This is a genomic window from Micromonospora aurantiaca ATCC 27029 (assembly GCF_000145235.1).
Taxonomy (GTDB): Bacteria; Actinomycetota; Actinomycetes; order Mycobacteriales; family Micromonosporaceae; genus Micromonospora; species Micromonospora aurantiaca.
Genome location: NC_014391.1, coordinates 2495015 through 2512180, shown reverse-complemented (window position 1 = coordinate 2512180; position 17166 = coordinate 2495015). Strand labels below are relative to the sequence as shown.

18 protein-coding genes, 1 pseudogene and 1 riboswitch are annotated in these 17166 nt (G+C 73.4%); of the genes and pseudogenes, 2 read left to right on the top strand and 17 right to left on the bottom strand.

Annotated features, from left to right (window positions below):
- Positions 1 to 20: 20 nt before the first annotated feature.
- From rplT to rpe, 14 genes and pseudogenes are all read right to left on the bottom strand, one after another.
- Positions 21 to 413, bottom strand: coding sequence for a 50S ribosomal protein L20 (rplT, locus tag MICAU_RS11800; protein WP_013285541.1), 393 nt, complete (start codon positions 411 to 413; stop codon positions 21 to 23).
- 32 nt (positions 414 to 445) lie between these two features.
- Positions 446 to 640 (bottom strand): 50S ribosomal protein L35, encoded by a 195-nt coding sequence (gene rpmI, locus MICAU_RS11795; protein ID WP_007075851.1) that lies wholly within the window; start codon positions 638 to 640, stop codon positions 446 to 448.
- A gap of 19 nt (positions 641 to 659) precedes the next feature.
- On the bottom strand, positions 660 to 1307 hold the full coding sequence (gene infC, locus MICAU_RS11790; protein ID WP_013285540.1) for a translation initiation factor IF-3: 648 nt from the start codon (positions 1305 to 1307) through the stop codon (positions 660 to 662).
- 325 nt (positions 1308 to 1632) lie between these two features.
- Complete coding sequence (locus MICAU_RS11785; protein WP_030271068.1) at positions 1633 to 2106, bottom strand: PH domain-containing protein; 474 nt, start codon at positions 2104 to 2106, stop codon at positions 1633 to 1635.
- The gene (locus MICAU_RS11780; RefSeq protein ID WP_013285538.1) at positions 2103 to 3065 is read right to left on the bottom strand and encodes a DMT family transporter; all 963 of its coding nucleotides are present in this window, start codon (positions 3063 to 3065) and stop codon (positions 2103 to 2105) included. The genes MICAU_RS11785 and MICAU_RS11780 overlap by 4 nt, the downstream gene beginning before the upstream one ends.
- Positions 3062 to 3907 (bottom strand): ATP phosphoribosyltransferase, encoded by an 846-nt coding sequence (gene hisG / locus MICAU_RS11775; RefSeq protein WP_013285537.1) that lies wholly within the window; start codon positions 3905 to 3907, stop codon positions 3062 to 3064. Before hisG ends, MICAU_RS11780 begins: the two co-directional genes overlap by 4 nt.
- Before the next feature lie 43 nt (positions 3908 to 3950).
- Complete coding sequence (locus MICAU_RS11770) at positions 3951 to 4214, bottom strand: phosphoribosyl-ATP diphosphatase (RefSeq protein WP_013285536.1); 264 nt, start codon at positions 4212 to 4214, stop codon at positions 3951 to 3953.
- A gap of 44 nt (positions 4215 to 4258) precedes the next feature.
- A complete protein-coding gene (ribH, locus tag MICAU_RS11765) occupies positions 4259 to 4756 on the bottom strand; it encodes a 6,7-dimethyl-8-ribityllumazine synthase (RefSeq protein WP_013285535.1) in 498 nt (165 codons plus the stop codon).
- Between the two features lie 4 nt (positions 4757 to 4760).
- The gene (locus MICAU_RS11760) at positions 4761 to 6026 is read right to left on the bottom strand and encodes a bifunctional 3,4-dihydroxy-2-butanone-4-phosphate synthase/GTP cyclohydrolase II (protein ID WP_013285534.1); all 1266 of its coding nucleotides are present in this window, start codon (positions 6024 to 6026) and stop codon (positions 4761 to 4763) included.
- On the bottom strand, positions 6023 to 6718 hold the full coding sequence (gene pnuC / locus MICAU_RS11755; protein ID WP_013285533.1) for a nicotinamide riboside transporter PnuC: 696 nt from the start codon (positions 6716 to 6718) through the stop codon (positions 6023 to 6025). The genes MICAU_RS11760 and pnuC overlap by 4 nt, the downstream gene beginning before the upstream one ends.
- Positions 6708 to 7329: pseudogene (locus MICAU_RS11750) on the bottom strand (riboflavin synthase); the annotation flags it as partial. The pseudogene MICAU_RS11750 and the gene pnuC, both read right to left, overlap by 11 nt.
- 1 nt (position 7330) lies before the next feature.
- Entirely contained in the window at positions 7331 to 8392 is a 1062-nt protein-coding gene (ribD, locus tag MICAU_RS11745; RefSeq protein WP_013285531.1) for a bifunctional diaminohydroxyphosphoribosylaminopyrimidine deaminase/5-amino-6-(5-phosphoribosylamino)uracil reductase RibD, read from the bottom strand.
- 170 nt (positions 8393 to 8562) lie between these two features.
- Positions 8563 to 8735, bottom strand: a riboswitch (FMN riboswitch).
- A 73-nt stretch (positions 8736 to 8808) separates the two neighbouring features.
- On the bottom strand, positions 8809 to 9765 hold the full coding sequence (locus MICAU_RS11740) for a response regulator (RefSeq protein ID WP_013285530.1): 957 nt from the start codon (positions 9763 to 9765) through the stop codon (positions 8809 to 8811).
- Between the two features lies 1 nt (position 9766).
- Positions 9767 to 10447, bottom strand: coding sequence for a ribulose-phosphate 3-epimerase (rpe, locus tag MICAU_RS11735; RefSeq protein WP_013285529.1), 681 nt, complete (start codon positions 10445 to 10447; stop codon positions 9767 to 9769).
- Between the two features lie 261 nt (positions 10448 to 10708).
- Between rpe and MICAU_RS11730 the strand changes: the two genes are divergently transcribed.
- Together MICAU_RS11730 and MICAU_RS11725 are read left to right on the top strand one after the other, a co-directional pair.
- Positions 10709 to 11596, top strand: a complete 888-nt coding sequence (locus MICAU_RS11730) for a septum formation family protein (RefSeq protein WP_013285528.1) — start codon at positions 10709 to 10711, stop codon at positions 11594 to 11596.
- 77 nt (positions 11597 to 11673) lie between these two features.
- The gene (locus tag MICAU_RS11725; protein ID WP_013285527.1) at positions 11674 to 12564 is read left to right on the top strand and encodes a septum formation family protein; all 891 of its coding nucleotides are present in this window, start codon (positions 11674 to 11676) and stop codon (positions 12562 to 12564) included.
- Between the two features lie 43 nt (positions 12565 to 12607).
- On the opposite strand, the gene MICAU_RS11720 is transcribed toward MICAU_RS11725, so the two are convergent.
- The 3 genes from MICAU_RS11720 to fmt form a co-directional block, all read right to left on the bottom strand.
- On the bottom strand, positions 12608 to 14356 hold the full coding sequence (locus MICAU_RS11720) for a M28 family metallopeptidase (RefSeq protein ID WP_013285526.1): 1749 nt from the start codon (positions 14354 to 14356) through the stop codon (positions 12608 to 12610).
- Between the two features lie 236 nt (positions 14357 to 14592).
- Positions 14593 to 16242 carry an RsmB/NOP family class I SAM-dependent RNA methyltransferase gene (locus tag MICAU_RS11715; protein ID WP_013285525.1) on the bottom strand — a complete coding sequence of 550 codons (1650 nt, stop codon included), beginning with the start codon at positions 16240 to 16242 and terminating at the stop codon, positions 14593 to 14595.
- Positions 16239 to 17165 carry a methionyl-tRNA formyltransferase gene (gene fmt / locus MICAU_RS11710; protein ID WP_013285524.1) on the bottom strand — a complete coding sequence of 309 codons (927 nt, stop codon included), beginning with the start codon at positions 17163 to 17165 and terminating at the stop codon, positions 16239 to 16241. The genes MICAU_RS11715 and fmt overlap by 4 nt, the downstream gene beginning before the upstream one ends.
- Position 17166 lies beyond the last annotated feature (1 nt).

Here is a 17166-nt window from a genome sequence, read left to right as displayed (position 1 = left end):
GATCTGCCGTACGGGGTGGGTCAGGCGGCCTGAGCCGCGGCGCCACCGGTGCCCTCGGCCGCCACGGCGGCGCGGGCCAGCTCGACGATCGCCGCGAACGCGGCGGCGTCGTTGACGGCCATGTCGGCCAGGATCTTCCGGTCGACCTCGATGCCGGCCAGGCGCAGGCCCTGGATCAGGCGGTTGTAGGTCAGGCCGTTGGCCCGGGCGCCGGCGTTGATCCGCTGGATCCAGAGCTGCCGGAAGTCGCCCTTGCGGTCGCGACGGTCCCGGTAGGAGTACTGCATCGAGTGCAGCACCTGCTCCTTGGCCTTGCGGTACAGCCGGGAGCGCTGACCGCGGTAACCGCTCGCGGTCTCCAGCAGGGTACGACGCTTCTTCTGGGCGTTCACAGCCCGCTTGACGCGTGCCATCTCAACTCCTTCTTCGGTTCAGGTGGCTCGCGTCAGCGGCCGAGCAGCTTCTTGATGCGCTTGGTGTCGGCCTTGGCCAGCTCGACGGTGCCGGTCAGCCGACGGGTCTGGGTGCTGGGCTTCTTCTCCAGGTTGTGGCGAAGGCCGGCCTGCTGGGCAACGATCTTGCCCTTGCCGGTCACCTTGACCCGCTTGCCCATACCCGTGTGGCTCTTCATCTTCGGCATTGGAACGTCTTCTCCCCTGTTACTGGCCGCTGGTCTCAGCGGTCGTGCCGGTCTCACCGGCTGCTGCGGTCTCGCCGGCCGCCGGGGTCTCGCCGGCCGGAGCGGCCGGTTCCTCCGCTGCCCGGTCGCGCGGTCCACCGCGGGACGCCGTGGCGGCGACCGCGGAGGCCTTGACGGCCCGGTGCGGAGCGAGAACCATGATCATGTTTCGGCCGTCCTGCTTCGGCGCGGCCTCGACGTATCCAAGGTCCGTGATCTCGGACTCGAGCCGGCGCAGGAGCCGGTAGCCCAGCTCCGGGCGGCTCTGCTCCCGACCGCGGAACATGATCGTCACCTTGACCTTGTCGCCGGCCTTGAGGAACCGCACCACGTGACCCTTCTTGGTCTCGTAGTCGTGCGGGTCGATCTTCGGCCGGAGCTTCATCTCCTTGATGACGGTCTGCTGCTGGTTACGCCGCGCTTCGCGCGCCTTCAGTGCGCTCTCGTACTTGAACTTGCCGAAGTCCATGAGCTTGCACACCGGCGGGCGCGCCATCGGCGCAACCTCGACCAGGTCCAGGTCGACGTCCGCGGCCAGCTGCAGGGCGCGCTCCAGCGGGACGATGCCCACCTGCTCACCCTCAGGGCCGACCAGTCGGACCTCACGTGCCCGGATCTGCTCGTTCACGCGTGGTTCGACGCTGATGGGGCCTCCTCGAGTCGAGTCTCCTACGGTGCCGACTCCGTGGGCTCCCGGGTGGGAGCCGACCCGGAAAGCAGAAGGCCCCGGCGTATGCCAGGGCCCACTCGACCGGTCGGCACGATCACAGGATCGCGCATCCGGCGTCGGGACGTGCCCGAAACCGGGGACCGGACCCGGCCACCGTGGCGGCGACTCGGGTGGGAGCGGGCGCTCCGCTTCTCGACCGCCCGCGCGTCAGGGACGGGGGCAGTCTGGTCGACTCCGCAACACTACACCCTCGGCCCAGGCCAGCCCAAACCGGGCTCGCTGGTCAGCGGGGTGCCGACTGGCCGGCGGACAGCGCCGCCAGGTGCGCCTGGTGCAGGCGGCGCAACGCGCGGACCGCCTCGACCGCGCTCTCCTTGTCGGCGGCCTGCAAGGCGACCATCGGCAGCAGGTCGTCGTCGTGCAGCTCCAGGCTGGCCCACGGGGCGCCCCTGTCGAACCGGACACCGCGGACGACCTCCCACGGCAGCTCGTACGAGCTGAACACGTTGCGCACCCGGACGCCCCTGGCGTCGGCGATCACGCGAGGGCGGGTGAACAGCAGGAAGCCGAGCGCGCCGAAGACACCCAGGCCGATCATGGCGAACTGGTCGCCGCGCTGGAACGTGCCGTATCCGTTGCCGGTGGCGCCGGTCAGCGACGTCGCGACGAGGCTGAACACCACGATCAGCGTGACGGCCGACACCCAGCAGACGACCCGGACGCGGCGGGGTCGCACGGTCACCACGGAATCGCTCACCCGACCAGTCTGCCATCCGGTTCGGGCGCGCCTTCGGCCGCCACACGGTCCGGGCCACGCCGGCGCAGGCTGGTGACCACCACGGCGAGCAGCGTGAGCAGGGCGCCGGCCAGCACCGGCAGCCGGACACCGGGGCCGCCGGGCAGCACCAGGTCCAGCAGCAGCGCGCCGCCGAGCTGCCCGGCCACCAGCGCCAGGCCGGTACGCAGCACCCCGGCGGCGCGTACCCCGACCAGCAGCGAGAGCACGATGCCGACGCCGAGCAGGCCGCCGACGTAGAGCCACCACTGGGCAGGCCAGCGGGGCTGGCTCGCGAGCGCTCCGGTCAGCGCCGCGACCGCGCCGATCAGCACTGTGCTGACCGCGAAGTTGACAGCGAGGCCGGCGGCCGGGCCGACCGAGGCGGCGACCCGGCCGTTGAGCGCGGACTGCCCCGCCACCGCCAGCCCGCCCAGGACGCAGAGCAGCACCAGCCCGACCGCCAGGTCACCGACCGGGCGGCCGAGCTGGGCGAGGGCCACCGCGCCGACGCCGAGCACCGCGCCGCCGACCCGGGGCACTGTGAGCGGCATCCGCCCGGTCGCGGCCAGCCCGGCCCGGTCCACCGCGAGGCCGCCGAGGCTGCCGCCTGCCACCTGGGCGATCGTGAACACCGCCACCCCGAGCACCGGCACCACCACCGAAGCGACCAGCACGATCACCGCGCCGCCCACCCCGCCGAGGTACGCCCACCACGGCAGCCCGGAGCGGCGCAGCCCGGCCAGCCCGGCGCGCATCGACGGCAGCGCCACGATCCCGGCCAGCACCAGCAGGCAGCCGCCGAGGTTGTTGACGACCGCGCCGAGGACCGGGGCACCGGTCCGCTCCCCCATCTCGGCGTTGACCGCGCCCTGGGCGGCCGAGGCCACGCCGCCGGCCACGACCACCGCGAGCGCGGCCGGGAGCGGCAGCGGTCTCACAGCCGGCAGGCGTGGATGTTGGTGACGAGGATCGCGCGGGCGCCCAGCTCGTACAGCTCGTCCATGATCCGGTGGACGTCGTCGCGGAGCACCATCGCCTGCACCGCGACCCAGCCCTCCCGGTGCAGCGGCGAGACGGTGGGCGACTCGATGCCGGGGGTCAGCGAGCTGGCCCGGTCGAGCAGGCCGGCCGGGACGTCGTAGGCGAGCATCACGTACCGGCGGGCGACGAGCACGCCGTGCAGCCGGCGCTGCAACTGCTCCTGCTGCGCGCCGCCGGGAGCACCGGCGCGGCGGACCAGCACCGCCGAGGAGCGCAGCAGCGGCTCGCCGAAGACCACCAGGCCGGCCTGGCGCAGCGTCGCGCCGGTCTCCACCACGTCGGCGACCACGTCGGCCACGCCGAGGCGGATGGCGTTCTCCACCGCGCCGTCCAGGCGGATCACGTCGGCCTTGACGCCCAGCTCGGCCAGGTGCCGCTCGACCAGACCCGGGTACGCGGTGGCGATGCGGTGCCCGCCGAGCTGCTGGACGGAGGCGACGTCGTCGGGCCGGGCGGCGAACCGGAACGTGGCCCGCCCGAAGTTGAGGTCGACGATCTCCTCGGCCGGCGCGCCGGAGTCGATCAGCAGGTCGCGGCCGGTGATGCCGACGTCCAGGTCACCGGAGCCGACGTAGGTGGCGATGTCCTTGGGGCGCAGGTAGAAGAACTCGATGTCGTTGGCCTCGTCCCGGCAGACGAGGTCCTTCGGGTCGGTGCGCTGGCGGTAGCCCGCCTCGCGCAGCATCCCGGCGGCCGACTCGGCCAGGGCGCCCTTGTTGGGTACTGCGACACGCAGCATGGGAGTGCTCCTTCGTTCGATCGGATGATCAGCGGACGGGCACTCAGAGATGTCGGTAGACGTCCTTCAGTTCCAGGCCGGTGGCGAGCATCAGCACCTGCGCCTGGTAGAGCAGCTGGGAGATCTCCTCGGCGGCCCGCTCCGGGCCCTCGTGCTCGGCGGCCATCCACGACTCGGCCGCCTCCTCGACGACCTTCTTGCCGATGAAGTGCACGCCCTTGGCGAGCGCCTCGACGGTGCCCGAGCCCGGGGTGCCGGCGGCGGCCTTGGCCTGCAGCTCGGCGAACAACTCCTCGAACGTCTTCACGGAAGGCGATTCTTCCAGCCGCTCCTGGTGACGGGCCGGGTGGGTCAGGCGAAGCCGACCCGGTGGGCGGACTGTGCGTCGAGGGCGCGGACGGCCAGGGCGGCGTCCAGCGCGGCCACGGTCGCCGACCAGCCCTTGTCCTCGGCCGAGCCGGGCAGCCCGGCCCGGTCGCGGGCCTGCTCGACGGTGTCCACCGTGAGGACCCCGTGCGCCACCGGCTTGCCCTCGTCCAGCGCCACCCGGGTCAGCCCCTCGGTGACCGACTTGCAGACGTAGTCGAAGTGCGCCGTCGCGCCGCGTACCACCACGCCGAGCGCGACGACCACGTCGAAGCGGCGGGCCATCGCCTGGGCCACCACCGGCAGCTCCACCGAGCCGGCCACCCGGGCCACCACGGCCCGCGCCCCGCACGCCTGCGCGGCGGCCACCGCACGCTCGGTCATGTGGTCGGTCAGGTCGCCGTGCCACCGGGCGGCCACCACGCCCACAGTCATCCCGGCGGCGTCCACCGCGGTCACGCCCGGCTCACCGAAACCCGCCATCGCCCTACGCTCCGATCTCGTCACCGGCGACCGGGCGGCCCATCGGCGCCTCGGTCACCTCGTCCAGTCCGTCCAGCAGGTGGCCCATCCGATCCCGCTTGGTGCGCAGGTAGCGCACGTTCTCCGGGTTGGACCGCACCGGCAGCCCCTCCCGGCCGGTCACGGTGAGGCCGTACCCCTCCAGCCCGGCCCGCTTGGCCGGGTTGTTGGTCAGCAGCCGCATCGACCGGACGCCCAGGTCGTAGAGGATCTGCGCACCTGTGCCGTAGTCGCGGGCGTCGGCCGGCAGGCCCAGGTCGAGGTTCGCGTCCACGGTGTCGCGGCCCTGGTCCTGGAGCTGGTACGCCTGGAGCTTGTGCAGCAGGCCGATGCCCCGGCCCTCGTGCCCGCGCACGTAGAGGACCACGCCGCGGCCCTCCTGCGCGACCCGGGCCAGCGCGGCCTGCAACTGCGGCCCGCAGTCGCAGCGCAGCGAGCCGAACACGTCGCCGGTGAGACACTCGGAGTGCACCCGCACCAGCACGTCCCGCCCGTCGCCGAGGTCACCCATGACCAGCGCGACGTGCTCGGCCGGGTCGTGCTCGGCGCGGTAGCCGAGCGCCTTGAACACGCCGTACGGGGTGGGCATCCGGGCCTCGGCGGCCAGCTCGACCTGCTTCTCGGTACGCCGCCGGTGTGCGATCAGGTCCGCGATGGTGACGAGCGTCAGCCCGTGCTCGGCGCAGAACTTCTCCATGTCCGGCAGGCGCATCATGGTGCCGTCGTCGTTCACCAGCTCGCAGAGCACCCCGGCCGGGCGCAGCCCGGCCATCCGGGTCAGGTCCACCGCCGCCTCGGTGTGCCCGGGACGGCGCAGCACCCCGCCGGCGCGGGCGCGCAGCGGCACCACGTGACCGGGCCGGGCCAGGTCGGTCGGGCCGGTGGCGGCGTCGGCGAGCAGCCGGATGGTGTGCGACCGGTCGGCGGCCGAGATGCCGGTGCTGACGCCCTCCCGGGCGTCCACAGTCACCGTGTATGCGGTACCGCGCCGGTCCTGGTTCGTGTGGTGCATCGGCGGCAGATCCAGCCGGTCGCACTCGTCCTCGGTCAGCGGCACGCAGATGTAGCCGGAGGTGTACCGGACCATGAACGCGACCAGCTCCGGGGTGGCCAGCTCGGCCGCGAAGATCAGGTCGCCCTCGTTCTCGCGGTCCTCGTCGTCGACCACGACCACCGGACGCCCGGCGGCGATGTCCGCCACCGCCTGCTCGATCGAACCGAACGTGCTCATGCCACGGCCTCCGAGTACGTCGCCGGGATCGGGGCGGGCGCGGTCGCGACGGCCCGGGAGGTGCGCCACCAGCTGTACAGGCCGGCGGCGCAGAACGCGCCGTAGACCAGGTACATGGCGGCCGACGGGTAGAAGCCGCCGCGCAGCAGCAGCGGTACGCCGACCGCGTCGACGGCGATCCAGATCAGCCAGAACTCGACCCAGCCGCGGGCCATGCCGTACGTGGCGAGCAGGCTGCCGACCAGGATCCAGGCGTCCGGCAGCGGCCCCCACGAGCCGAGCGCGGCGAGCACCGGGTACGCGGCGGCGGTGCCGACGGCGGCGGCCACGAGCAGGCCGAGCCGCTCCGGCCAGGTGGCCCAGCGCGGCACCACGGCCGGCTCCTCCCCGCCACCGGCACGCCGGTTGCGCGACCAGCGCCACCAGCCGTACACGCTGACGGCGAAGAAGAAGACCTGCCGGCCGGCCTGGCCGTAGAGGTCGTGCGCCTGCGGGGTGACGAAGACACCGCCGAGGAACACGGTGAACAGCAGCGCGTTGCCGATCATGCCGACCGGCCAGGCCCAAACCACGCGGCGCAGCCCGAGCAGCGCCGAGCCGAGCCCGAAGACGTTGCCGACGATCTCCCGGACCAGCACCGGCGAGCCGGCCACGTGCACCTGGGCGTCGAGCAGCCAGCCGAGCGGGCCCATCACCGGGCACCCCCCGCGCCGCGGTCGCCGAGCAGCCGCTCGACGTACTTGGCCAGCACGTCGACCTCCAGGTTGACCGGGTCGCCGATCCGCTTCGTGCCGAGCACGGTGAGCTTGAGCGTGGTGGGGATCAGGCCGACCGAGAACCAGTCGTCGCCCGCCTCGGCGACTGTGAGCGACACGCCGTCGACGGTGATCGAGCCCTTCTCCACCACGTACCGGGCGAGCCCGGCGGGCAGCCGGAACCGCACGGTCTCCCACTGCGCGGCGGGCTCCCGGGCGACGATCTCGCCGACGCCGTCGACGTGGCCCTGCACCAGGTGCCCGCCGAGACGGCTGTTCAGCGCGGCGGCTCGTTCCAGGTTGACCGGGTCGCCGGGGCGCAGCGCGCCGAGCGCGGTACGGCGCAGCGTCTCTCCCATCACGTCGGCGGTGAACACGCCGCCGTCGACGTCGACCACGGTGAGGCAGACGCCGTTGACGGCGATCGAGTCGCCGTGCCGGGCGTCCGAGGTGACGAGCGGGCCGCGGATGGCGACCAGCGCGGAGTCGTCGCCGGTCTCGGTGCTCCGGACGATCTCGCCCAGTTCCTCGACGATGCCGGTGAACATGTCAGCTCTCCCTCTTCCGGGGCAGCGCGGTGATCCGCAGGTCGGGACCGACCCGCGTAACGTCGGTGATCTCCAGATCGATGGCGTCGGCGATGGTGCTCACGCCCGCGTCGAGCAGCGCGGTCGGGCCGGCGCCGAGCAGCTTCGGCGCGACGTACCCGACGATCCTGTCGACCAGGCCGGCGGCGAGGAACGCGCCGGCCAGCGTCGGCCCGCCCTCCAGCAGCGCGGCCCGCACGCCCCGGTGGTGCAGCTCCGCGAGCAGCGCCGGCAGGTCGACCCGGCCGTCCGGCCCGGCGCCGACCTCCGCGGCGGTGGCGATCCACGTGCGGGCGGCGCCGTCGCGGACCCGGGCGTCGGCCGGGGTACGCCCCGAGCTGTCCACCACCACCCGCAGCGGCTGCCGGATGGCCATGGTGCCGTCGCGCAGGTTGCGGGCGGTCAGCCGGGGGTCGTCGGTGAGCACGGTGCCCACCCCGGCGAGCACCGCGTCGACGGTGCCGCGCAGCGCGTGCACGTCGATCCGGGCCGCCTCGGAGGTGATCCACATGCTGGTGCCGTCGGCGGCGGCGGAACGCCCGTCGAGCGTGGCCGCGTACTTCCAGATCACGTACGGCCAGCCGCGGCGCATCGAGGTGAGCCAGGCGACGTTGCCGGCCTCGGCCTCCTGCGCGCGTACCCCCAAAGCGACCTGGACCCCGGCGGCGCGCAGCGTGGCGGCGCCGCCGGAGGCGACCGGGTTGGGATCGGGCACGGCGATCACCACGCGGGACACCCCGGCGGCGATGAGCGCGTGGCTGCACGGGCCGGTGCGGCCGGTGTGGTCGCAGGGTTCCAGGGTGACCACCGCGGTGCCGCCGCGGGCCCGCGTGCCGGCCTGGGCCAGCGCGACGATCTCCGCGTGCGGGCCGCCGGCGTACGCGTGGAAGCCCTCGCCGACGACCTCGCCGTCGGTGTCGAGCAGCACGCAGCCGACCACCGGGTTGGGGCTCGTGGCGCCGAGGCCGCGCACGGCCAGTTCGATGGCACGACGCATCGCCTCGTCGACGGAGACGCTCGCCATGGCCGCCTGTCCTCCCGCTCGCCGGTCGCGCGCGGGCGGGGTTCGGGAGGAACGGCCACGAAAGCCGCGGACACGCGGCGGCGGAGAACCCGGGGACGGCGACGCCGACCCCGGGGAGCCCACGCGGCGGCTGAGGGTGCTCAGCGGCCGGCAGGGGCCTCCCCCGTTCCGCGCGCTGTCTCCCATCCGGACTTTCTGGGGGCGGACGAGCCGCACCCCAACCGTCGGCCCCGGATTCTCACCAGGTCCACCGTCCGGCCGAAGCCGTCCGGGTCGCGGGCTTACCACGGTCGGACCGTGGATCACCGCCGGTTCGGAATTTCACCGAGCCCCGCCAGCGCGTGGTGGGTATAGGGGAAGTCTTACACGTTCCGCCCGGGCGCGCGCCACAGAGGCGAGCTACCTCACAGGACCGGTCAGGTGACGCCGCGCCGGCGGTCCACCGCCACGTACGAGCCGGGCTGGCTCTTGGCCACCGTCTTCATCTCCGAGGCCACCGCGATCGCCTCCAGCGGGTCGGTGAACCGCTTGCCGGAATCGGACAGCGACACGCCGATGGAGAGCGTGACGAGCGCGGCGCGGCGGATGTTGCCGCGCCGGTCCTTCAGCTCGACGAAGCCGCGTTCCCGGTCGGTGGCGTCGTAGAGCGCGTCGGCGGCCTTCTCGAAGTCGACGACGGCCCGGCTGGTCAGCGGCCGGACCTGGCTGGGCGCGCAGACGATGACGAAGTCGTCGCCGCCGACGTGGCCGAGGAACGCCGGCGGCAGCCCGATCGACACCACCGCCCGGTGCAGGCTGCGGGCCAGCGCCGAGATGAACTCGTCGCCGCGCACGAAGCCGTACCGGTCGTTGACGCTCTTGAACCGGTCGATGTCGATGTAGCCGACGGCGTAGTCGACGCCGTTGCGTACCCGGTCGCTGATCTCCCGCCGGATCCGGCTGTTGCCGGGCAGCCCGGTCAGCGGCGAGACCTCCCGGAACTCCTTGTTGCGCCGCAGCGTGGAGTTGACCCGGGCCACCAGTTCCAGCGTGTCGAACGGCTTGACCAGGTAGTCGTCCGCGCCGACGCTGAGCCCGTTGACCTTGTCCTGGGTCATCCCCTTGGCGGTCAGCATGATCACCGGCAGGGCCGAGGTCATCGGGTCGGCGCGCAGCCGCCGGGTCAGCTCCAGCCCGTCGATGCGCGGCATCATCAGGTCGACGACTGCGAGGTCGGGCCGCTGCCGCTCGATGACCTCCAGCGCCTCCTGGCCGTCGGCGGCGTGCAGCACCTCGAAGCCGTGCAGGCGCAGGTTGAACTCGACGAAGCGGGCGATGTCCTCGTCGTCGTCGACGACGAGGATCACGTCGGGTCGCTCGCCGGCCGGGTCCATCTCAGGCCCCGGTCATCGCGCGTTCCGCCAGGCCCCGCAGGCGGCGTACCGCCTCCGCGGGATCGTCGGCGCCGTAGACGGCGGTGCCCGCGACGAACGCGTCGGCCCCGGCCGCGGCGGCCTGCTCGATGGTGTCCGCGGCGATGCCGCCGTCGACCTCGATGCGCAGCTCCAGGTGCCCGCTGTCGACGTGCCGGCGGGCCGCGCGCACCTTGTCCAGCAGTTGCGGCAGGAAGCGCTGGCCGCCGAAGCCGGCCTTGATCGTCATGATCAGCAGCGTGTCGAAGCTCGGCAGCAGTTCGAGGTACGGCTCGATCGGGGTGTCCCGGTCGATCGCCAGCCCGGCCTTCGCCCCGGCCGAGCGCAGGTCCTTGGCCAGCGCCACCGGGTCGTCGCACGCCTCGGCGTGGAACGTGACGTTGTACGCCCCGGCGTCGGCGTACCCGGGCGCCCAGCGGCGCGGGTCGGTGATCATCAGGTGCACGTCGAACGGGATCCCGGTGACGGCGCGCAGGCTCTGCACCACCGGCAGCCCGATGGTCAGGTTGGGTACGAAGTGGTTGTCCATGACGTCGACGTGCAGCCAGTCGGCGGCGGGCTCCACGGCACGGACCTCGTCGGCGAGGCGGGCGAAATCGGCGGCCAGGATGCTGGGCGCGACGATCGGCGGCGGTACGGTCACGGGGCCAGTGTACGAACGCGGTGATCCGGAGGTAGCGGCACGGCTCCCGGAGCGACCAGCGGTGATCCTTCCGTCACCCGTGGTGCACCATCCGGCCGTCCGGAGAAAAAATCGGCACGAATAGTCGCCGGTGACTGGCCGATCGATTGAAAGATGACGAAACTCCTACAGGGACGGTCACGTATGCTGCACGCCCGGGCGCGGGGGACGCCGGTCGGGCCTATGACGACCGGCTGTCATCTCTCCCGGAAGGGGCGGACGATGCGACGGTGGCTCCACGTGCTCGCGCTGGCCGGCGCCGCGACTGCGGTGCTCGCGGGTTGCGCTCAGGTGCATCGGGCCGACGGCGACCTGATCGACGACTGGGCGGCGCTGCCGGTGCCGCAACTGTTCGTCCCGGCGACCGAGGCGTGCCTGCCCCGGCTGAGCACAGTGGTGGCCGCCGCCACGTACGAGACGGTGAACTGCGCGGGCAGCCACCTGGCCGAGACCGTGCACGTCGGCCGGTTCAGCGGGCCGGCGGCGCAGGGCGTACGCCCCGAACCGGGCTCACCGGCGCTGCGGACCGCGCGCGCCGAGTGCGACCAGCGGGCCCGGGAGATGATCGGCGGGGACTGGCGCGCCGCCCGGCTCACGTTGAACATCGCGCTGCCCACCGTCACCGCCTGGACGTCCGGCGCCCGCTGGTTCCGCTGCGACCTGGCCGAGACCGACAGCATCGACAACACCCGCCCGGTCAACCGGGTCGGCAGCCTGCGGGGCGCGCTGGTCGGCGACAACCCGCTGGTGCACAGGTGCTTCGACCCGAAGCTGATCGGCCAGAACCTCAACTACATGGCCCCGGTGCTGTGCACCGAACCGCACCGGGCGGAGTTCGTCGGCGTGTACGAGGAACGCGACATGAGCTGGGCGGAGTTCACCCGGGGCGCGCCCGCCACGCACCGGCGCTGCATGACGCTCATCGCCGCGTTCGCCGAGGTGCCGGACAACGCCGAGCTGCCGTACCGGGCCGGGTCCATCTTCTACCCGCCGTCGCAGCGGGAGTGGGAGGAGGGCGACCGGGGCGTGCGCTGTTTCCTGTGGAGTGACGACCGCAAGCTGAACCGCTCGGTGCGCGGCGCCGGACCCGAGGGACTCCCGGTCACCTGAGCGGCTGCCGTATGCTGCACCGCCGAGGCGTACCGGTCGACCGGGCGGCGCCGGATGCGCGGGGGAGGTCGGTCGGGATGCGGCGATGGCGGGTGGCGGTCACAGTGGGCGCGGCGCTGGCGCTGGCGCTCGGCGGCTGTGCCGCGCCGGCCGGAGTGGACCGGGACCTGGTCGACGACTGGCCCGCGTTCGCCGCGCCGGTCGGTTTCGTGCCGCAGAGCGGGGCCTGTCATCCCACTGTCGCCGACGTCGGCTACCTCAGCGGCTACCAGCCGGTCGACTGCGCCACCCCGCACCGCACCGAGACGCTGCACGTGGGCACGATGACCGGCGCGGAGGCGGAGCGTTCCGCACCGCCGCGGACCGGCTCGGCCGGCGTGCGCGCCGCGCACGCCGACTGCGCCCGGCAGGTCACCAGGGCCGTCGGCGGGGACTGGCGCGGCGGGCGGCTACGCCTGGCGGTGGTCTTCCCCTCGGCGCTCGCGTGGTCCGGCGGGGCCCGCTGGTACCGCTGCGACGTCGCCGAGATCACCGATCTGGACGAGGGTGCCGTGGCCCAGCGCACCGGCAGTCTGCGGGGTGCGTTGAAGCCCGGCTCGAAGCTCGCGCTCGGCTGCTTCAACCCGAAGCTGAGCAAGGACGAGGTGCAGTCGATGCGGCCGGTGGCCTGCACCAGCAAGCACCACGCCGAGTTCGTCGGCGTCTACCAGGCGCCGGACATCAGCTACGCCGAGTTCGAACGCACGCCGCTGCGCACGCACAAGGCCTGCCGCGGCCTGATCGCCAAGTACGCCGGGCTGCCGAACGACGGCAACATGCAGTACCGGGCCGGCACCATCATCTACCACCCGTTCGAGGAGCAGTGGCGCGACGGTGACCGGGGCGTGCAGTGCTTCCTGTGGGTCTCCGAACGTTCGCTGACCCGGTCGGTCAAGGGCGCGGGCGCGAAGGCGCTGCCGATCACGTGAGACCCGGGCGGGGTGGGCCGGCGCCCACCCCGCCCGGGACCGCTCAGCCGACCTGCAGCGTCACGTCGTCCACGACGAAGCTGGTCTGCAGCGAGGAGTCCTCGACCCCGGTCCACTTCAGCGTGACCGTCTGACCGGCGTACGCGGCCAGGTTGAAGGTGCGCTGGGTGTAGCCGGTGGCCTTGTTCAGGTTCGAGTACGTGGCCAGCGTCGTCGAACCGACCTGCACCGTGAGCTTGTCGTACGCGGTCGAGGTGGTCGTCTCGGCCGAGTCGATGTGCAGCCAGAACGAGAACGTGTAGCTGCTGCACCCGGACGGCAGCGTGACCGACTGGGACAGCGTGTCGGTACGCGAGGAGCCGTACCCGTTCATCCACGCCTTGTACGACCCGGTGCGGGCCGCCTGGCTGGAGCTGTTGGTGATCACGCCGGAGCTGGCCGTCCACGGCGTGGTGCCGGACTCGAAGCTGCTGTTGCCGATGAGCTGGCCGCCGGTGCAGCCGCCGCTGCCGCCGGTCACGGTGATCGTGTAGCTGGCGGTGCGGGTGGCCGAGCCGGTGCCGGTCACGGTGAGCGTGAACGTGCCGGTGGTGGCCGTCGACGAGGCGGTGACGGTCATGGTGGCCGAGCCGCCCGAGGTGACCGAGGACGGGCTGAAGCTCACCGAGACGCCGCTCGGGGCGCCGCTGGCGGACAGCGCCACGGTCTGCGCGCTGCCGGCGGTGGTGGCGGTGCTGACCGTGGCGGTGGTGGAGCCGCCCCGGGCGACGCTGCCGGAGGTGGGGCTCACCGAGACGGAGAAGTCGTTGGACGGCGTGCCGCCGCCGACGGCGAGCTGCCAGATCGCGTACGCCACACCGTCAGCGGCCCGGTTGAGGATGGTCGTGTTGATGTTGCTGGTGTTGTCGCAGGAGCGGTGGTAGCACCCGTCGTACGCCGCACCGGCAGTGCCGCCCCACTTGCTGGCCTGCGCCGAGCTCTTGGTGTAGCTGGCGCCCGCCGCGTAGCCGGAGGTCTGGATGCCGGCGTTGGCGAACGAGTAGTCGTCCGAGCGGCCCTGGCCCTCGGTGTTCTCCTCCGGCGAGATGCCGAACGAGTCCCAGTACGCCTTCAGCGGCGCGGCCGTGGCCGAGGTGATCCGGTTGATGAAGTAGCCACCGTTGGGCGAGCCCACCATGTCGAAGTTGTAGTAGCCCTTGATGTAGCCCCGCTGGGTGGAGCTGAGCTGGTTGACGTAGTGCTTGGAGCCCTGCAGGCCCTGCTCCTCGCCGTTCCACCAGGCGAACCGGACCCGCTTGGTCATGGTCGGGTTCTGCGCGGCCAGCACCAGCGCGTTCTCCAGCAGCACCGACGAGCCGGAGGCGTTGTCGTTGATGCCGGGGCCCGCGGAGACGCCGTCCAGGTGGGCGCCGAACATGACGACCTGGTCGGAAGGGCCCTGCGGCCACTCGGCGATCAGGTTGTTGCCGGGGTAGGTGCAGGTGGAGCAGTTCTGCTCGGTGACCGTGTAGCCGGCGGCCTGCAGCTTGCCCTTGACGTAGTTGACCGACGCCGTGTAGCCGGCCGAGCCGGAGCGCCGGTTGCCGCCGTTGCTGGTGGCGATGGAGTTGAACTGGGTGAGGTGGGCCTGGATGTTGCTCAGGGAGACGTCCGGCGCGGCGAGGGCGGCGACGGCCGGGGCGGGGGCGGCGGCCGGAGCGGGCGCGGCGGAGGCGGTGCCGGCCAGGCTCGCCGTCGTCAGGGTGGCGACGAGGGCGAGCGCGAGGCTCGTGGTCGGCGTTCTGCGTCTCATGGAGACTCCTCGTGGGGGTTCGGCGGGCGGGGGTGCCGGGACCGGTGGTCGAAACAGTTACATGCATCGATCAAACAGTCAACGGGCTGTCACATCCCACCGGCCCCCTCTCCCCACCGGGATGCCGCACACGCTCCATCCCTCCCCATTTCTCCGCATGACGATCAAGGAGTTCGTGTCCGGGCACGGCGGCCCAGGCGACACGAACTCCTTGATCGACTGCGAGGAGAGGTGGGTCAGACCCGGCGGAGGACCGCCAGGAACATGGCGTCGGTGCCGTGGCGGTGCGGCCAGAGCTGCACAGTGGGGCCGTCGCCCAGGCCCGGCATGCCGGCCGGCAGCAACGGCCGCGCGTCGACGAAGTCGACGTCGAAGCCGCACCGCCGGGCCGCCTCGGTCACCGTCACGTGCGTCTCCACCACGTGCGGCGAGCACGTCACGTACGCGACCAGGCCGCCCGGCCGGGCCGCCCGCAGCCCGGCGGTGAGCAGTTCCCGCTGCAACCGGGTCAGCGGCGGCAGGTCCGACGGCTGGCGGCGCCACCGCGACTCCGGGCGACGGCGCAGCGCGCCCAGCCCGGTGCACGGCGCGTCCACGAGCACCCGGTCGAAGTGCTCCTCCGGCAGCTTCGGGTCGCTGCCCACTGTGCGCCCGTCCGTGTGCACCACAGTCACCGGCAGCCCGCGGGTGGCCTGGGCGACCAGCCGGGCCCGGTGCTCGGCCACCTCGACAGCTGTCAGCCGGGCACCACGGGTCGCGGCGAGCGCGCCGAGCAGGCCCGACTTGCCGCCCGGACCCGCGCACAGGTCCAGCCACCGGCCGTCCGGGCCGTCCAGCGGTGCCGCCACCAGCGCGTCCGCCACCAACTGGGAACCCTCGTCCTGCACGTGCGCGCGGCCGTCGGCCACCGCCGGCAGATCGCCCGGCGCGCCGCCGGGCAGGTAGACCGCGTACGGCGAGAACGCGCCGGGCGCGCCGCCCACCTCGTCGGCGAGCGCCACCGGATCGGCCAGGCCCGGCCGGGCGCACAGGTGCACCGGCGGGCGCTCGTTGTCCTCGATGAGCAGCCGAGTCGTCTCGCCCATGTCGGCGCCGAGTGCCTCGGCGAACGACCGCACGATCCACTGCGGATGGCTGTACGCGAGCGCGAGGTGCCCGATCGGGTCGGTCTCCTGCGCCGGGGCGAGCTTCGCCACCCAGGCGTCGGCGTCCCGGCTGGTGATCTCCCGCAGCACCGCGTTGGCGAACCCGGTGGCGCCCGGCCCCACGGACCGGACCAGGTCCACGGTGGAGGACACCGCGGCGTGCGCGGGCACCCGGGTGTGCAGGATCTGGTACGCCCCGAGCCGCAGCGCGTCGCGCACCGGCGGGTCGATGCGCTGCACGTCCCGCCCGGCCGCGTCGGTGACGATCGCGTCGAGCGTGCCGGTGTGCCGCAGCGTGCCGTAGGTCAGCTCGGTGGCGAACGCGGCGTCCCGGCCGGTCAGCCCGGCCTCGCGCAGCATCGCCGGGAGCACCAGGTTGGCGTACGCGTCGTCGCGGTGCACCGCCGCGATCGCCTCGTACGCGATCTGCCGGGGCAGGTCGACTGCCGGACGGGCCGGACGCCCGCCCCGCCGGTCCCCACCGAACCGGTCCCCGCCTCGCCGGTCGCCGCCGGGCCGGTCCCCGCCCCGCCGGTCGCCGCGCTCACGGTCACCGCCGAACCGGTCGCCGGCACGCCGGTCCGCGGCGGGCCGGTCGGAGCGCTGCCGGGCGCCGCGCTGGCGGTCGCCGAAACGGTCGTCGCCCCGGCGCTCGAAGGCGGGCCGGTCGCCGTGCTCACGCGCGTACCCCCCGGGACGCTCGCCCTCGACGGGCCGGTCCGGGCGCTGCGGCCCCGTCACGCGAACACCTCGCCGGCGGTGACCCGGGCGCCGCGCGCCCAGTCGCCGGCGGGCATGGCCTTCTTGCCTGCGGCGCGCACCTCGCCGAGGCGCACCGGCGTGGTGGCGGTGCCGACGAGCACACCGGACTTCTCCACGTGCAGCTCCCCCGGCTTCAGCTCCGGGCCGTCGGGCAGCGGGGTGACCGGGCCGAGCTTGACCCGGTCGTCGCGGAACGTGGTCCACGGGCCGGGCGCGGGCGTGCAGGCGCGGATGCGCCGGTCCACCGCGAACGCGGGGTCGCCCCAGCGGACCCGGGCGTCCTCCACTGTGAGCTTCGGGGCGAGTGAGACCCCGTCGGCCGGCTGCGGCACGGCCCGGGCGGTGCCGGCGCCGATCGCGTCGAGGACCGCGACCAGCAGCCCGGCGCCGGAGTGCGCGAGCCGTTCCAGCAGGTCACCGGAGGTGTCGGCGGGACGGATCTCGTCGGTGACGGTGCCGTACACCGGGCCGGTGTCCAGCCCTTCCTCCAGCTCGAAGACGCTGGCCCCGGTCAGCTCGTCGCCGTGCAGCACGGCGTGCTGCACGGGCGCGGCGCCGCGCCAGGCGGGCAGCAGGGAGAAGTGCAGGTTGATCCAGCCGTGCCGGGGGATCTCCAGCGCCACCGGCGGCACCAGCGCGCCGTAGGCGACCACCGGTACGCAGTCCGGCGCCAGCTCGCGCAGCCGGTCGAGGAACTCCGGCTCACGCGGACGGGCCGGGGTGAGCACCTCGACGCCGTGCGCGTCGGCCCACGCGCCGACCGGCGAGCGGACCAGTCCCCGGCCCCGCCCGGCCGGGGCGTCGGGGCGGGTGACCACGGCGAGCAGCTCGTGCCCGGAGGCGGCGATCGCGTCCAGGGCCGGTACGGCGACAGCCGGCGTGCCGGCGAAGATCAGGCGCATC

Bases quoted from the DNA above. Each gene is read 5' to 3' on its own strand.
- rplT (WP_013285541.1), bottom strand. From the start codon at position 413: ATGGCACGCGTCAAGCGGGCTGTGAACGCCCAGAAGAAGCGTCGTACC.
- rpmI (WP_007075851.1), bottom strand. From the start codon at position 640: ATGCCGAAGATGAAGAGCCACACGGGTATGGGCAAGCGGGTCAAGGTG.
- hisG (WP_013285537.1), bottom strand. From the start codon at position 3,907: ATGCTGCGTGTCGCAGTACCCAACAAGGGCGCCCTGGCCGAGTCGGCC.
- ribH (WP_013285535.1), bottom strand. From the start codon at position 4,756: ATGGCGGGTTTCGGTGAGCCGGGCGTGACCGCGGTGGACGCCGCCGGG.
- MICAU_RS11760 (WP_013285534.1), bottom strand. From the start codon at position 6,026: ATGAGCACGTTCGGTTCGATCGAGCAGGCGGTGGCGGACATCGCCGCC.
- pnuC (WP_013285533.1), bottom strand. From the start codon at position 6,718: ATGGGCCCGCTCGGCTGGCTGCTCGACGCCCAGGTGCACGTGGCCGGC.
- ribD (WP_013285531.1), bottom strand. From the start codon at position 8,392: ATGGCGAGCGTCTCCGTCGACGAGGCGATGCGTCGTGCCATCGAACTG.
- MICAU_RS11740 (WP_013285530.1), bottom strand. From the start codon at position 9,765: ATGGACCCGGCCGGCGAGCGACCCGACGTGATCCTCGTCGTCGACGAC.
- MICAU_RS11730 (WP_013285528.1), top strand. From the start codon at position 10,709: ATGCGACGGTGGCTCCACGTGCTCGCGCTGGCCGGCGCCGCGACTGCG.
- MICAU_RS11725 (WP_013285527.1), top strand. From the start codon at position 11,674: ATGCGGCGATGGCGGGTGGCGGTCACAGTGGGCGCGGCGCTGGCGCTG.
- MICAU_RS11720 (WP_013285526.1), bottom strand. From the start codon at position 14,356: ATGAGACGCAGAACGCCGACCACGAGCCTCGCGCTCGCCCTCGTCGCC.
- fmt (WP_013285524.1), bottom strand. From the start codon at position 17,165: ATGCGCCTGATCTTCGCCGGCACGCCGGCTGTCGCCGTACCGGCCCTG.